Origin of the sequence: Pseudoxanthomonas sp. LjRoot125, assembly GCF_964252705.1 — a bacterium.
In the GTDB taxonomy this organism is placed as follows: domain Bacteria; phylum Pseudomonadota; class Gammaproteobacteria; order Xanthomonadales; family Xanthomonadaceae; genus Pseudoxanthomonas_A.
This window is the reverse complement of record NZ_CAXUOY020000001.1, coordinates 1,688,928-1,702,029: the sequence shown is the minus strand read 5'-3', so window position 1 is coordinate 1,702,029 and position 13,102 is coordinate 1,688,928. Positions and strand designations below refer to the sequence as shown.

General features: G+C 67.4%; 15 protein-coding genes. 11 read left to right on the top strand and 4 right to left on the bottom strand.

The genetic code is table 11. The annotated features are described in order from the left end of the window. Positions 1–19: 19 nt before the first annotated feature. The 4 genes from ACSION_RS07795 to ACSION_RS07780 are packed head-to-tail and all read left to right on the top strand — an operon-like array spanning position 20 to position 3,892. Positions 20–1,873 carry an amidohydrolase gene (locus tag ACSION_RS07795; protein WP_435306680.1) on the top strand — a complete coding sequence of 618 codons (1,854 nt, stop codon included), beginning with the start codon at positions 20–22 and terminating at the stop codon, positions 1,871–1,873. Further along, positions 1,870–3,510: an MFS transporter gene (locus tag ACSION_RS07790; protein ID WP_435306679.1), complete on the top strand. Its 1,641-nt coding sequence runs from the start codon at positions 1,870–1,872 to the stop codon at positions 3,508–3,510. Before ACSION_RS07795 ends, ACSION_RS07790 begins: the two co-directional genes overlap by 4 nt. Further along, a complete protein-coding gene (locus ACSION_RS07785; protein WP_435305549.1) occupies positions 3,507–3,737 on the top strand; it encodes a XapX domain-containing protein in 231 nt (76 codons plus the stop codon). Before ACSION_RS07790 ends, ACSION_RS07785 begins: the two co-directional genes overlap by 4 nt. Continuing rightward, a complete protein-coding gene (locus ACSION_RS07780; RefSeq protein ID WP_435305548.1) occupies positions 3,734–3,892 on the top strand; it encodes a DUF1427 family protein in 159 nt (52 codons plus the stop codon). The genes ACSION_RS07785 and ACSION_RS07780 overlap by 4 nt, the downstream gene beginning before the upstream one ends. Positions 3,893–3,953: 61 nt before the next feature. On the opposite strand, the gene ACSION_RS07775 is transcribed toward ACSION_RS07780, so the two are convergent. Then, entirely contained in the window at positions 3,954–4,661 is a 708-nt protein-coding gene (locus ACSION_RS07775) for a pirin family protein (protein WP_093490563.1), read from the bottom strand. A 312-nt stretch (positions 4,662–4,973) separates the two neighbouring features. Between ACSION_RS07775 and fdxA the strand changes: the two genes are divergently transcribed. Beyond that, a complete protein-coding gene (fdxA, locus tag ACSION_RS07770; protein ID WP_435305547.1) occupies positions 4,974–5,297 on the top strand; it encodes a ferredoxin FdxA in 324 nt (107 codons plus the stop codon). A gap of 69 nt (positions 5,298–5,366) precedes the next feature. Here the strand turns inward: fdxA and ACSION_RS07765 are convergent, their stop codons facing one another. Continuing rightward, a complete protein-coding gene (locus ACSION_RS07765; RefSeq protein WP_435305546.1) occupies positions 5,367–5,861 on the bottom strand; it encodes a hypothetical protein in 495 nt (164 codons plus the stop codon). Positions 5,862–5,876: 15 nt separating this feature from the next. Further along, entirely contained in the window at positions 5,877–6,785 is a 909-nt protein-coding gene (gene dapA / locus ACSION_RS07760; RefSeq protein WP_435305545.1) for a 4-hydroxy-tetrahydrodipicolinate synthase, read from the bottom strand. A 166-nt stretch (positions 6,786–6,951) separates the two neighbouring features. Here dapA and ACSION_RS07755 point away from each other — a divergent pair, with 166 nt between their 5' ends. From ACSION_RS07755 to ACSION_RS07730, 6 genes are all read left to right on the top strand, one after another. Continuing rightward, complete coding sequence (locus ACSION_RS07755) at positions 6,952–7,527, top strand: glycine cleavage system protein R (RefSeq protein ID WP_093490560.1); 576 nt, start codon at positions 6,952–6,954, stop codon at positions 7,525–7,527. A gap of 2 nt (positions 7,528–7,529) precedes the next feature. Continuing rightward, on the top strand, positions 7,530–8,015 hold the full coding sequence (locus ACSION_RS07750; RefSeq protein ID WP_435305544.1) for a peroxiredoxin: 486 nt from the start codon (positions 7,530–7,532) through the stop codon (positions 8,013–8,015). Positions 8,016–8,145: 130 nt separating this feature from the next. Then, complete coding sequence (locus tag ACSION_RS07745) at positions 8,146–9,543, top strand: PhoH family protein (protein WP_435305543.1); 1,398 nt, start codon at positions 8,146–8,148, stop codon at positions 9,541–9,543. A gap of 15 nt (positions 9,544–9,558) precedes the next feature. Further along, a complete protein-coding gene (locus ACSION_RS07740) occupies positions 9,559–10,239 on the top strand; it encodes a YoaK family protein (RefSeq protein WP_435305542.1) in 681 nt (226 codons plus the stop codon). A 34-nt stretch (positions 10,240–10,273) separates the two neighbouring features. After that, positions 10,274–11,083: a bifunctional hydroxymethylpyrimidine kinase/phosphomethylpyrimidine kinase gene (gene thiD / locus ACSION_RS07735; RefSeq protein WP_435305541.1), complete on the top strand. Its 810-nt coding sequence runs from the start codon at positions 10,274–10,276 to the stop codon at positions 11,081–11,083. Further along, entirely contained in the window at positions 11,080–11,931 is an 852-nt protein-coding gene (locus ACSION_RS07730; protein ID WP_435305540.1) for an alpha/beta hydrolase family protein, read from the top strand. The genes thiD and ACSION_RS07730 overlap by 4 nt, the downstream gene beginning before the upstream one ends. 8 nt (positions 11,932–11,939) lie before the next feature. On the opposite strand, the gene ACSION_RS07725 is transcribed toward ACSION_RS07730, so the two are convergent. Further along, positions 11,940–12,995, bottom strand: a complete 1,056-nt coding sequence (locus tag ACSION_RS07725) for a diguanylate cyclase (protein WP_435305539.1) — start codon at positions 12,993–12,995, stop codon at positions 11,940–11,942. Positions 12,996–13,102: the final 107 nt, after the last annotated feature.

Here is a 13,102-nt window from a genome sequence, read left to right as displayed (position 1 = left end):
CCGCCCCGGAGATTCCCGCATGGCCGACCTGATCCTGCGCAATGCGCGCATCACCACGCTCGACACGGCCCTGCCCTCGGCCAGCGCGATCGCCTTCGCCGATGGCCGCGTACTGGTGGTCGGCGACGACGCCCAGGTGATGGCGCATGCCAACGAAGGCACGCGCGTCATCGATGCCGGCGGGCGCCGCCTGGTACCAGGCCTCAACGACAGTCATACCCACCTGATCCGTGGCGGGTTGAACTACAACCTCGAACTGCGCTGGGACGGCGTGCGCTCGCTGGCCGACGCGATGGCGATGCTCAAGGCGCAGGTGGCGATCACGCCGGCGCCGCAGTGGGTGCGCGTGGTAGGCGGCTTCAGCGAATCGCAGTTCGCCGAGAAACGCCTGCCGACGCTGGACGAACTCAACGCGGCCGCGCCGGACACGCCGGTCTTCATCCTCCACCTGTACGACCGCGCGTTGCTCAACCGCGCCGCGCTATGCGCAGTGGGCTATACGAAGGACACACCGAACCCGCCGGGCGGCGAGATCCAGCGCGACAAGGCCGGCAACCCGACCGGCCTGCTGCTGGCCAAACCCAATGCCTTGATCCTGTACGCCACGCTGGCGATGGGGCCGAAACTGCCGGCGGAATACCAGCGCAATTCCACCCGGCATTTCATGCGCGAGCTCAACCGCCTGGGTATCACCTCGGTGATCGATGCGGGCGGCGGCTTCCAGAACTATCCGGAGGATTACCGGATCATCGAGCAGCTGCACGCCGACGGGCAGCTGACCGTGCGCATCGCCTACAACCTGTTCACCCAGAAGAAGGGCGAGGAGCTGGCCGATTTCCAGCGCTGGTCCGCGATGCTCAGGCCTGGCCAGGGCGACGACCTGCTGCGCCACAACGGTGCCGGCGAGATGCTGGTGTTCTCGGCGGCGGACTTCGAGGATTTCCGCGAACCGCGCCCGGACCTCCCCGCCACGCTCGAGGGCGAGCTGTCCGGCGTGGTGCGCTTCCTCGCCGAGCAGCGATGGCCGTTCCGCATCCATGCCACCTATGACGAGAGCATCACCCGCGTGCTTGACGTCTACGAGCAGGTGAACCGGGAAGTGCCGTTCGATGGACTGCACTGGATCGTCGACCATGCGGAAACCATTTCGCCGCGCAACATCGACCGCGTTCGCGCGCTCGGCGGCGGTATCGCCATCCAACATCGCATGGCGTACCAGGGCGAGTTCTTCGCGCAGCGGTACGGCAAGGAGGCGCTGCGGCATACGCCCCCGGTGCGGCGCATGCTGCAGGCCGGCGTGCCGGTCGGCGCCGGTACCGATGCCACCCGCGTGGCCAGTTACAACCCGTGGGTGGCGCTGTACTGGCTGGTCAGCGGGCGCACGCTCGGCGGCCTGCAGATGTACGGCGACGACAACCGGCTGGAGCGCGAGGAAGCACTACAGCTGTGGACGCACGGCAGCGCGTGGTTCTCCACCGAGCAGGCCCGCAAAGGACGATTGGCCGTCGGCCAGTTCGCCGACTGCGCGCTGCTGTCGGCCGACTTCTTCAGTGTTGCCGAGGACGACATTCCCGACATCACCAGCGTATTGACCGTGGTGGACGGACGCATCGTGCACGGCACCGGGCCGTTCGCGCCGCATGCGCCCGCGCTGCCCGCACCGACGCCGGACTGGTCGCCGGTCAATCGCTTCGGCGGTTACCAGGGCGGCACGCTCGCGCAAGCCAGCGCCGCGCTGGCGCATGCGCACGGCCCGGCCTGCCGCGTGCACGCGCACGAGCAGGGACACGCACACGCGGCGCACCGCGTCGTCCCCACGCGCGACCTGCAGGCATTCTGGGGCACGCTGGGCTGCGCGTGCTTCGCGTTCTGACCATGTCCGCGTCTGACACGCATGGCCCCTGGTCACCACTGGGACAGCCCACGTTCCGCGCGCTCTGGCTCGCGATCCTGGTCGGCAACATCGGCACCTGGGTCCACGATGTCGCCGCCGCGTGGATCATGGCCGAGACCACCAATTCCCCGCTGATGGTCGCTGCCGTGCAATCGGCCACCACGTTGCCGGTCGTGGTGCTGGCCATCGTGGCCGGCACGCTGGCCGACATCGTGGACCGGCGGCGCTACCTGATCCTCGCGCAGCTGTGGATGCTGCTCGTGGCCAGCACGCTCGCCGTACTCGCCCACCTCGACCGCTTGGGGCCGTGGATGCTGGTCGCGCTTACCTTCGCGCTCGGGATCGGCGCGGCGATGGCGATGCCGGCGCAGCAAGCCACCACGCCGGAACTCGTGCCCAGGCCGATGCTGGGGCCCGCGGTGGCGCTGGGATCGCTGAGCATGAACATCGCGCGCGCCATCGGACCGGCACTGGGCGGCCTGATCGTCGCGCAGGCCGGCATCGCCTGGGCGTTCGCCGTCAACGCGGTGACCTTCCTCGGCGTGGCCATCGTGCTGTGGCGCTGGCGCCGCGCGCCGACCGCCTCGGTATTGCCGCCGGAAACCTTCGGTATCGCCCTGCGCGCGGGGCTGCGCTACGCCTCGCGCGACAGCGTGCTGAAGGCCGTGCTGGTCAAGGCGGGCTGGTTCTTCACCTTCGCCAGCGCGCTGACCGCGCTGCTGCCGATCGTGGTGAAGCAGGACCTGCACGCGAGCGCGGGCACGTACGGCCTGCTGCTGGGTTGCATCGGCGTGGGCGCCATCGGCGGCGCGATGCTGCTGCCCGGCCTGCGCACGCGCATGGATCCGGACCGGATGGTGCTGTACGCGACGCTGACGTATGCCGCGTGCATCCTCGCCATCGCGTTGCTGCGCTGGGTGCCCCTGCTGTATGCCATCGCGCTGCTGGCCGGCTTCGCCTGGATCGCGGTGTTGTCTTCGTTGCAGATCGCCGCGCAGACCGCGGTGCCGGCGTGGGTGCGCGCACGCGCACTGTCGCTGTACATCGTGGTGTTTTCCGGCGGCATGGCGGCGGGCAGCTTGGGGTGGGGTTGGTTGGCGCAGACCTTCGACACGCCGCGTGCGTTGCTGGCCGCCGCCCTCGGCACCGCGGTGGCGGCCCTCGTGGGTGCACGCTTCCGGTTGGGCGAAGCCGCGCACGTCAACGCGACACCATCCGGCCACTGGCCGCAGCCGGTGGTCAGCCCGGACCTGCACGACGATCGCGGACCGGTGCTGGTGACAATCGAATACCGCGTCGATCCGGCGCGGCGCCACGACTTCCTGCAACGCCTTCAACCACTCGGCCATGCGCGGCGCCGGAACGGCGCGCTCCAGTGGGGCGTGGCGGAGGACAGCACGCAATCCGGCGTGTACCTGGAGTACTTCGTCGATGCCTCATGGCGCGAACACCTGCGCCAGCACGAACGCGTGACCGAAGACGAGCGCGTCCTCCAGGAGGCCCTGCTCGAGACGCTCGTCGATCCCGCGCAACGGCCGCAGGTACGTCATTTCATTGGCGGTGCGCCGGGCGCCATGTTGCCGGCAGCACTTTCGACCCACGGAGGTTTGGCATGAATTGGAAATTCATCGCCGGGCTCCTGCTCGGCTTCGGCATCGGCTTCGGGTGTCGCGTCTTCGGCGTGCCGGTGCCCGCGCCTCCGGTGCTGGTCGGTGCGTTGCTGGTCGTGGCGATGACCAGCGGCTACATGCTCGCCGACGGTGCCATGGTCAGGCGTGAAGCGCGGCATCGACGCGATTGCGGCGGGCCGACCGGCCAGGGCGCGCGGAGCGACGCGCCATGATCACGGCACTGATTGGCATCGCCCTCGCCCTCGCCATCGGCTTTGCCTGCCGCTGGCTCGACATTCCGGTGCCCGCGCCACCGCGCCTCCAGGGGGCACTGCTGGTGGTCGCGATGACGGCGGGCTTCCTCGCCGCGGACCGGCTGCTCGGCTGAAGCAGGCGGATACGAAGAAGGGTGCGACATGCGCACCCTTCGCTTCGTCACGCCATCGCGCTTACTGCATCGTCGGCAAATCGAATACCAGCACCTCGGCGCCGATGCCCCGCTCGATGCTGACCAGCGGCTCGTCCCGATACAGCAGCGCGTCGCCGGCCTTCAACGCCTGGCCATTCACGGTCGCTTCGCCGCGCGCGATGTGCACGTAACCCAGACGGCCCTGTGCGAGGCGCAGTTCGCCTTTTTCGCTGCCGTCGAACAAGCCCACGTACATGCGCGCGTCCTGGTGGATGCTCACCGAGCCGTCGGCACCGTCCGGGCTGATGGCCAACCGCAGGCGGCCCTGCTTGTCGGTGGCGGGGAACGACTTCTCTTCGTACGAAGGCTTTACACCCTGGCGATCAGGGATGATCCAGATCTGCAGGAAATGCGTGGTGCCGGTTTCGCTGTAATTGAACTCCGAGTGCTGCACGCCGGTGCCGGCGCTCATGCGCTGCACGTCGCCGGGCACGATGCTGGAACTGTTGCCCATCGAATCCTTGTGGCCCAGCGCGCCTTCCAGCACGTAGCTGATGATCTCCATGTCGCGATGGCCGTGTTCGCCGAACCCGCGGCCGGCGGCCACGCGGTCTTCGTTGATCACGCGCAGCGGACCCCAATGGACGTGCTTGTCGTCGAAGTAGTTCGCGAAGGAGAAGCTGTGCCAGGAGTCCAGCCAGCCGTGGTTGGCGTGGCCCCGCTCGTGGGCAGGACGCAGGGTGATCATGGCGGGAACTCCTTCAGTGGTGGATGTGGCGCGCAGCATGAATGAATGCATTTATGGAATAAATAAGGCTAAATCTAATTACTTGTTCCATTAATGGAATTATAGCTGCTGGGCGACACCAGCGCGCCCATCCATCGAGCCTGCCCGCCCGCTGCGCCGGCGTCGCGGATCCTGGTGCGCGCCGGGGCCATCATCGGAGCCGCGTCATCGCGTCGCAGTGAAGGCAGTCGAGGATGCGGGGCGGCAATTCCCCTCACCCCAGTTGGCCGTGTGCATTAAACTTGCGCGGTTTCCGTTCGAGCCCGTGTCTTCATGCCCTTCGTCGTCACCGAAAACTGCATCAAGTGCAAGTACACCGACTGCGTGGAAGTCTGCCCGGTGGACTGCTTCCACGAAGGCCCGAACTTCCTGGTGATCGACCCGGATGAATGCATCGACTGCACCCTGTGCGAACCGGAATGCCCGATCAACGCGATCTATCCGGAAGACGACGTGCCCGCCGGCCAGGAAGGGTATGTCGCGCTCAATGCGGAACTGTCCAGGGCGTGGCCGGTGATCACCACGCGCCAGGACCCGCTGCCCGACGCGAAGGAATGGGAAGGCAAGCCGGACAAGCTTCCGCTGCTGGAGCGCTGAACATCCCCGATGCAATGAAAAAGGGCGCCGATGGCGCCCTTTTTCTTTCCAGCAATGCTGCCGGCGGGATCAGCCGCCGAGCTTGGCCTTCAGCGCCGCCAGCAGTTTGACCGCCGCCGGGTTGGTGGCCGGCAGACCACGCGGGTCCACCGCGGACACATAGGCACCGGCGTCCACCGCGCTCACGCGCACCAGGAAGCTGGCGCCTTCGTAGCTCACGTCGTACGTGCCGAGCAACTGCGCGCGGCTGGCGATCGTCGCGCCCTCGACACCGGCCAGCGCCTCGCCGACGCGGGTGAACGCATCGTCACGGCTGCCCGCGACGGTGAAGCCACCCGCCGCATTAGACGTGGCACCGGCGGAAGCGGCCGGACCGACGTTCGGCACCTGCATCGCGCCGCTGGTGTTGGGCACGTTGAGATCCGGCGGCACTTCCAGCGGACGGGCTTCCGGCGCGAGCGCGTAGTCGCCCTTCGCATCCTTCTTGAACCACGAGCAGCCGGCGACGGAGACGGCCAGCAGCACCAGGGCAAGCGGACGCACGAGGGAAGACGAAAGACGCATGAAATTCTCCTGGGTTCAGGCCGCGATCGTTTCGCGGCTGGATTGTGCTTCCAGCGACTGGGCCAGCGTGGCCAGTCGGTCGGCAGTGGGGGCATGGGTATCGGACAACGACAGCAGCGGCAGGCGCAGGCCGTGGCCGATGCCCTGGCGCTGCAACAGCGCCTTGACGGGAATGGGGTTGGACTCGACGCCGAAGAAGGCGTAATGCTCTTGCAACTGCTCATCCAGCGTGGCGACCGCATCGGCATGCCCGCCGCGCGCCAGATCGCACAGGCGACGGAAAGTGCGCGGCAACGCATTGGAGCCGACCGAGATCAACCCATCGGCGCCGGCCAGCATCGCGCGACCCGCCGTGGGATCGTCGCCACTGAGGATCGCGAAGCTTTCGCTGCGCAATGCCAGCAACGCGGCCATGCGCTCGGGTTCGGCCCGTGCTTCCTTGATGCCGATGATGTTCGGATGGTCGACCAGCTGCGCCACGGTTTCCGGCAGCAGGTCGCAGCCGGTGCGGCCCGGCACGTTGTAGAGCACGACGGGCAGTCCGCCCTGGTCGGCGACGGCACGGTAGTGCGCCACCAGGCCCGCCTGCGTCGGTCGCACGTAGGGCGGCGTCACGACCAGGGCCACGTGCGCGCCACCCTCGGCGGCGCGACGGGTGGCGGCAATGGTCTTGGCGGTGTTCATCTGGCCGGTACCGGCCAGCACCGGCAGCGCGCCACCCACCGTTTCCACGGCGATGCGCAGCAGCGTGTCGTATTCCTCATCGGAGAGCGCCGCGGCTTCGCCCGTCGAACCGGCCACCACCACGCCCTGCGTGCCACCGTCCAACTGCTGTTTGAGCAGCGCGCGCCAGGCTTGCAGGTCGAGTTCGCCCGACGCCAGGAAGGGCGTGGCCAGTGCGGTGATGCTGCCGGAAAGGTGCAAGGGAGGTTCTCGGTGGGAGGATCCGGGCGCCCGGCGGCGCAAGTAAGCGCGGTTATCCCGGCACGCCCGCAATGTCCGCCGCATGTTACTTGCGGGCTCAAAGGGCGGGCAAGTATGCTGCCAGCGTCGCCGGGCACTGGCCCGGCTGCCATTCAGCCAGACCGCAATGCCGGAAGCTCCTTTGACCGATTCCACGCCCCGGCCTTCGCCGACCGAAAACCACCTCCTGATCACCGCCTACACGACGCATCCGGAGTCGCCGCTTCTGTCGGTGACGCGCCGGATCGCGGACAGCGGCTGCAATCTGGTGGACGCACGGCTGTCGACGGTGGGCCGCGATGTCTCGGTGACGGCACTGGCCACCGGCTCCTGGGATGCGGTCGCCAAGCTGGAGGCCATGCTGTCTCGCCTGGAGCGCGATGAGGGCCTGAAGCTGGTCTTCTACCGCACCGGCCCGAAGGTGGTGCAGTCCAACCTGCTGCCCTACATCGTGGAAGTGGTCGCCGCGGACAAGCCCGGCATCCTGTTCCAGCTGGCCGACTTCTTCGACCGCCAGGGCATCACGATCGAGAATCTGCAGAGCACGCGCTACCGCGCGATGCAGACCGGCGCGGAGATGTTCTCGGCGCAGGTGACGATCGGTGTTCCCGCCAACATGCACATCGCCGCGTTGCGCGACGATTTCCTTGAATTCTGCGACCATCTGAACCTGGACGCGATCATGGATCCGATGAAGTTCTGACGATGACGGCCAAAGGCGCGAACGCTCTGCCCAAGTCGACACTGAAACTGCCGCTGGCGCTGTCCGGCGGCGAGACCGCTACCCTCGCCGACTATGCCGACCAATGGCTGGTGCTGTACTTCTACCCGAAGGACAGCACGCCCGGCTGCACTACCGAGGGCCTGGACTTCAACGCGCTGTTGCCGAAGTTCAAGAAGCTCAACGCCACCGTACTGGGCGTCTCGCGCGACTCGGTGAAATCGCACGACAACTTCTGTGCCAAGCAAGGCTTCAAGTTCGCCTTGGTCAGCGACGCCGACGAGAAGCTTTGCCAGGCCTTCGACGTCATCCACGAGAAGAACATGTATGGCCGCAAGGTGCTGGGCGTGGTGCGCAGCACCTTCCTCATCTCGCCCGACGGCCGCATCGCGCAGGAATGGCGCGGCGTGAAGGTACCCGGCCACGCCGAGGCCGTGCTGGAAGCCCTGAAGGCCCACCAAGCCCAGTGACCAAATCCTCTTCCACTCCGACCACCATCCCGCGCCGCGGCGGGTCATGGTGGCGCGCTGCTGTGCGCGTTTCCGCGGCACCCGTTGTTGCGTCTTGTGTTCACACATCTTCCTCCATGAGGTTGCCTGAATGACCCGTAGCAAGCGTATCTATGTGTTGGACACCAACGTGCTGATGCACGACCCCACCGCGCTGTTCAAGTTCGAGGAGCACGACGTCTACCTGCCGATGCAGGTGATCGAGGAGTTGGACAACGGCAAGAAAGGCACGTCTGAAGCGAGCCGCAACGCGCGGCAGGTCAGCCGCTTCCTCAACGAACTCGTCGAGGCCTCCGGCCTCGACAATGTGGCCGCCGGCATCCCGCTGGTGCAGCCGAACAGCCTGCAGCTGCGCGGCTCGAAGAGCGCCGGCCTGCTGCGGTTCCAGACCAGCCATTTCGAAGCCGGCAAGAGCTTCGGTGCGGTCATCCCGGACAACGCCATCCTCGGCGCGATCCTCGCGCTGAAGGAGCAGGAGCCCGAGATCCCGGTGGTGTTCGTCTCCAAGGACATCAACCTGCGGATCAAGGCGGCGATCGCCGGCATCGTGTCGGAGGACTACGAGAACGACCGCGCACTGGACGATTTCAGCCTGCTGTATACCGGCGCGGATCCGCTGCCCGAGGATTTCTGGCAGCGCTACGGCAAGGACCTGCGTTCGTGGACCGACAAGGGACGCACGTACTACGAAGTGACGATGGAGAAGGATGCGGGCTGGTATCCCAACCAGTTCCTCTACCTGCCTGGCGACGACGAATCCGAATTCCGCGTCGCGCGCGTGGACGGCGACAAGGCCACGCTGCAGATCGTCGACGATTTCCGTCACAGCCAGCACGCGGTGTGGGGCATCAACGCGCGCAACCGCGAACAGAACTTCGCGCTCAACGCGCTGATGGACCCGGAGGTCGACTTCGTCACCCTGCTCGGCACCGCTGGCACCGGCAAGACGCTGCTGGCGTTGGCGGCCGGTTTGGCACAGACGATGGACCAGCAACGCTACCGCGAGATCATCATGACCCGCGCCACCGTCAGCGTGGGCGAGGACATCGGCTTCCTGCCCGGCACGGAAGAGGAAAAGATGACGCCATGGATGGGCGCGCTGACCGACAACCTGGAGGTGCTGACGCACAACCAGGAAGGCGGCGCATGGGGCCGTGCGGCGACCAACGACCTGCTGGCATCGCGCATCAAGATCCGCTCGATGAACTTCATGCGTGGCCGCACGTTCCTGAGCCGCTACCTGATCCTCGACGAAGCGCAGAACCTCACGCCGAAGCAGATGAAGACACTGATCACCCGCGCCGGCCCGGGCACCAAGATCGTCTGCCTGGGCAACGTCGAGCAGATCGACACGCCCTACCTGACGGAGACGACATCGGGCCTGACCTACGCGGTGGACCGCTTCAAGAACTGGGCGCACAGCGCACACATCACGCTGCGGCGTGGCGAGCGCTCCCGCCTGGCGGACTACGCGTCGGAAGTGCTGTAGCCGGTCTGCGGCGGCATGGGCCTTCACCTTCCCCGCTGGGTATGGATCGGCGCGGTTGCGCTGGCCTGCGTGGCGGGGATGGTCAATGTCATCGGCTACCTCGGTTTCGAACACCAGGCGGTCAGCCACCTGACCGGCACCACCAGTCTTTTGGGTGCGGCGCTGGCGCAGGGCAATCTGCGCGCGGTGATGCACCTGTGGGGCATGCTGATCGCCTTCTGCCTGGGCGCCATGCTCAGCGGGCTGATCATCCAGGATCAGACGCTCAGGCTCGGGCGTCGCTACGGCGCGGCGCTCGCGCTGGAAGCCTCGCTGCTTCTTGCTGCGATCCCGTTGTTCAAGCAGGAGCAGATCTGGGGCGCATTGCTGGCCGCCACCGCGTGTGGCCTGCAGAACGCGATGGTCACCACGTACAGCGGTGCGGCGGTACGCACCACGCATCTCAGTGGCATGTTCACCGACCTGGGCATCGGCCTCGGCCACCTGCTGCGCGGCATGCCACTGCAGGTGCGGCGACTGACGCTCAGCGGGTTGATCATCAGCGGCTTCCTTGGTGGCGGCGTGCTTGGCGCGCTGCTGTACCGGCAGTTCGGTTACGACGCCTTGCTGGCGCCCGCCCTGCTGACTGGCCTGACCGGCACGGGCTACGTGGTCTACCGGCAGTGGCGACAACGAGGATCGGTCGCCGACGCCTAGGCCAACCAGGGCGACGCGGTGGCACAATCCCCGCATGACGCCTCCTTCCGTGGTTTCCGCCCTCACCATCGCCGGCTCCGATTCCGGCGGCGGCGCGGGCATCCAGGCCGACCTGAAGACCTTCGCCGCGCATCGCTTGCACGGCGTGTCCGCGATCGCCGCGCTCACTGCCCAACACACGCGCGGCGTGACGGCGGTGAACGTGCCGCCGATGGATTTCCTGCGCGCGCAACTGGACGCCTGCTTCGACGACTTCGACATCCGTGCGGTGAAGCTGGGCATGCTCGCCACCGCCGAGGTGATCGGCGTGGTCGCCGGCGCCTTGCGCGATCATCGCCCCGCGACGATCGTGGTCGATCCGGTGATGGTCGCGACCAGCGGCGCCAAGCTGCTCGAAGACAGCGCGCTGCACGCGCTGCGCACGCAGTTGCTGCCACTGGCGCACGTGCTGACGCCCAACCTGCCTGAAGCGGAATTGCTGCTCGGTCGTCCTATCCCGGACGCATCCGCCATGCGGTCCGCCGCGAACGATCTTCTCGCCCTGGGCGCGCGTGCCGTCTTCCTCAAGGGTGGCCACCTGCCCGGCGACGGCGACGTGGTGGACCTGTACGTCGACGGGTCGGGCATGACGGAAACATCGCATCCCCGGTTGGCCGTGGAGGCGCACGGCACCGGCTGCACGCTGGCTTCCGCCATTGCCGCGCGTTGCGCGCTGGGCATGCCAATGAAGCAAGCATGCCTGGCAGCCTCGGACTACGTGCATGCGGCACTGCGCGGCGGCTATCGTCCCGGCCGCAGCGACATCCTCGTGCTCGACCACTTCGGAGCCGCGCCCGACGCATGAACACCTTCGACATCGACATCGCGCCGCTGGAGATCCCGCTGCGTTCGCAGGATGGCCATGGCTACACGCTGCTGGCGCGCATTCCCGCGGCGGCAACGTCCGCGCTGCTGTGGATTCCCGCCCTTGGCGTGGCCGCACGCCACTACCTTCCGTTCGCGGACATGCTGGCGGCGCGCGGCATGGCGGTCTTCGTGCACGAGTGGCGCGGCAACGGCAGCAGCACGCTGCGGGCCGGTCGCCGCCAGGACTGGGGCTACCGCGAGCTACTCGGCACCGATCTGCCGCTGAGCCACGCCGAGGTGCAACGCCGCTTGCCCGGCTTGCCGCACGTGACCGGCGGCCATAGCCTGGGCGGACAGCTCGCGGCCTGCCACCTCGGCGCAGAGCCGACGGCATTCGAGCGGTTGTGGCTGGTCGGCAGCGGCACGCCGTACTGGCGCACCTTCCCCGGCTTGCGCGGCTACACCCTGCCCCTGTTCTATCAATTCGCCCCGTGGCTGGCCCACGCATGCGGCGCCCTGCCCGGCCGCCGGCTCGGCTTCGGCGGCGACGAGGCGCGCGGCCTGATCCGCGACTGGGCGCGGGTCGGCCTCAGCGGACATTACCGCGCGGCGGGCTGGCCGGCGGATCTGGAAGCCGGCATGCGCCAGGTGCGCATCCCCATCGACGGCGTGCTGTTCGACGACGATTGGCTGGCGCCTGAAAGCTCGCTGCGCGCACTGATGGCGAAGATGCCCGATGCCCCCTCGCGCATCGAGGTGCTGCATCACGCCGCCCTCGGCACGCGCGCCGACCACTTCGCGTGGATGAAGCAGCCGCAGGCGGTGGTGGACGCGCTGCTCGCCTGACCGCTGGGTCAGCAACCGACGACGATACAGTCGCGGCCTTGGGCCTTTGCGCGGTAAAGCGCGCCATCCGCACTGTTGATCCAGTCGGATACCGACGCGATGCCAGGATGAGGCTCGGACAGACCGATACTGACCGTACAGCGCAATCCGCGGGCCGAAAAGGAATACGCCGCCACCTGCCGACGCAACCGCTCCGCGGCCACGATCGCTTCCTCCCAACGCGTGTTCGGCATGACGATGCCGAACTCGTCGCCGCCGTAGCGTCCGCCGGTGTCGCTATCGCGCAGGCACGCCTTCAGCAGCCGCGCGAATTCCTCCACCACCTCGTCGCCGACGGTGTGGCCGTAGCCGTCGTTGATGTCCTTGAAGCGATCGATGTCGATCAGGACCAGCACGGCAGGACGCGTGAGCCGCTGGTAACGCTGGAGTTCGGACGTCGCCGCATGCAGCCACTGCTGGCGGTTCATCAGTCCGGTGGCGGCATCGAAGCGCGCCATCTTCTCCAACAGCACCTTCTGCTGACGGGCCTTGCGCGACAGCGAATGCGTCGCGATGCTGATCGCCATCGGGTAGATCGCCAGGAACGGCAGGCAGGCGAGCACGACGGGGTAGCTCGTGAAAGGATCGAACGCGAACCCCCATGCCGCACTCGCCGCCAGGCAGGTCAGCACCATCGCAGCAAGCGTGCGCTGCGCGAAGCGGCCGCCACCGATGATGATCTTGTCCATCGTCAGCATCACCGCCAGCAGGACGCTGGGCAAGGCACCGAAGTGCATCGCGGCGATCCAGAAACCGCCCATCGCCGCGTCGAACGTCAGGTTCTGGAACTCGGCCTGCAGCGGTTCTTCGACCTGGGCCTTGACCCGCAGGTAGGCCACGTGGGGCCACAGCACCGCGTTGGCGACCAGCAACCCCCACAGCCAGGGCGAAGCCCCGTGCTCCCATAGCACCGCTGCGACGCAGATGCCTCCCAGCCCCAGCCCCAGCGCGCGCATCCGGTACATGCGCAAGCCGTAGCGTGAGCGGTTCTGTTCCGCCATGTCGCGCGCAGCATCGATGGGCAAGGGGATCCAAGGGTGCCGGGTTGGCCGGATTTTCGACCAATCGCGCCGATGGCACCAGCCCGCGCCGTACGGTCGCAGGCTCCGTTATGCCAACCCGATCACATCGT

Excerpts from the sequence above, each read along its gene's own strand:
- ACSION_RS07795 (WP_435306680.1), top strand. The coding sequence starts at position 20 with ATGGCCGACCTGATCCTGCGCAATGCGCGCATCACCACGCTCGACACG.
- ACSION_RS07785 (WP_435305549.1), top strand. The coding sequence starts at position 3,507 with ATGAATTGGAAATTCATCGCCGGGCTCCTGCTCGGCTTCGGCATCGGC.
- ACSION_RS07780 (WP_435305548.1), top strand. The coding sequence starts at position 3,734 with ATGATCACGGCACTGATTGGCATCGCCCTCGCCCTCGCCATCGGCTTT.
- ACSION_RS07775 (WP_093490563.1), bottom strand. The coding sequence starts at position 4,661 with ATGATCACCCTGCGTCCTGCCCACGAGCGGGGCCACGCCAACCACGGC.
- fdxA (WP_435305547.1), top strand. The coding sequence starts at position 4,974 with ATGCCCTTCGTCGTCACCGAAAACTGCATCAAGTGCAAGTACACCGAC.
- ACSION_RS07765 (WP_435305546.1), bottom strand. The coding sequence starts at position 5,861 with ATGCGTCTTTCGTCTTCCCTCGTGCGTCCGCTTGCCCTGGTGCTGCTG.
- ACSION_RS07755 (WP_093490560.1), top strand. The coding sequence starts at position 6,952 with ATGCCGGAAGCTCCTTTGACCGATTCCACGCCCCGGCCTTCGCCGACC.
- ACSION_RS07750 (WP_435305544.1), top strand. The coding sequence starts at position 7,530 with ATGACGGCCAAAGGCGCGAACGCTCTGCCCAAGTCGACACTGAAACTG.
- ACSION_RS07745 (WP_435305543.1), top strand. The coding sequence starts at position 8,146 with ATGACCCGTAGCAAGCGTATCTATGTGTTGGACACCAACGTGCTGATG.
- ACSION_RS07740 (WP_435305542.1), top strand. The coding sequence starts at position 9,559 with ATGGGCCTTCACCTTCCCCGCTGGGTATGGATCGGCGCGGTTGCGCTG.
- thiD (WP_435305541.1), top strand. The coding sequence starts at position 10,274 with ATGACGCCTCCTTCCGTGGTTTCCGCCCTCACCATCGCCGGCTCCGAT.
- ACSION_RS07730 (WP_435305540.1), top strand. The coding sequence starts at position 11,080 with ATGAACACCTTCGACATCGACATCGCGCCGCTGGAGATCCCGCTGCGT.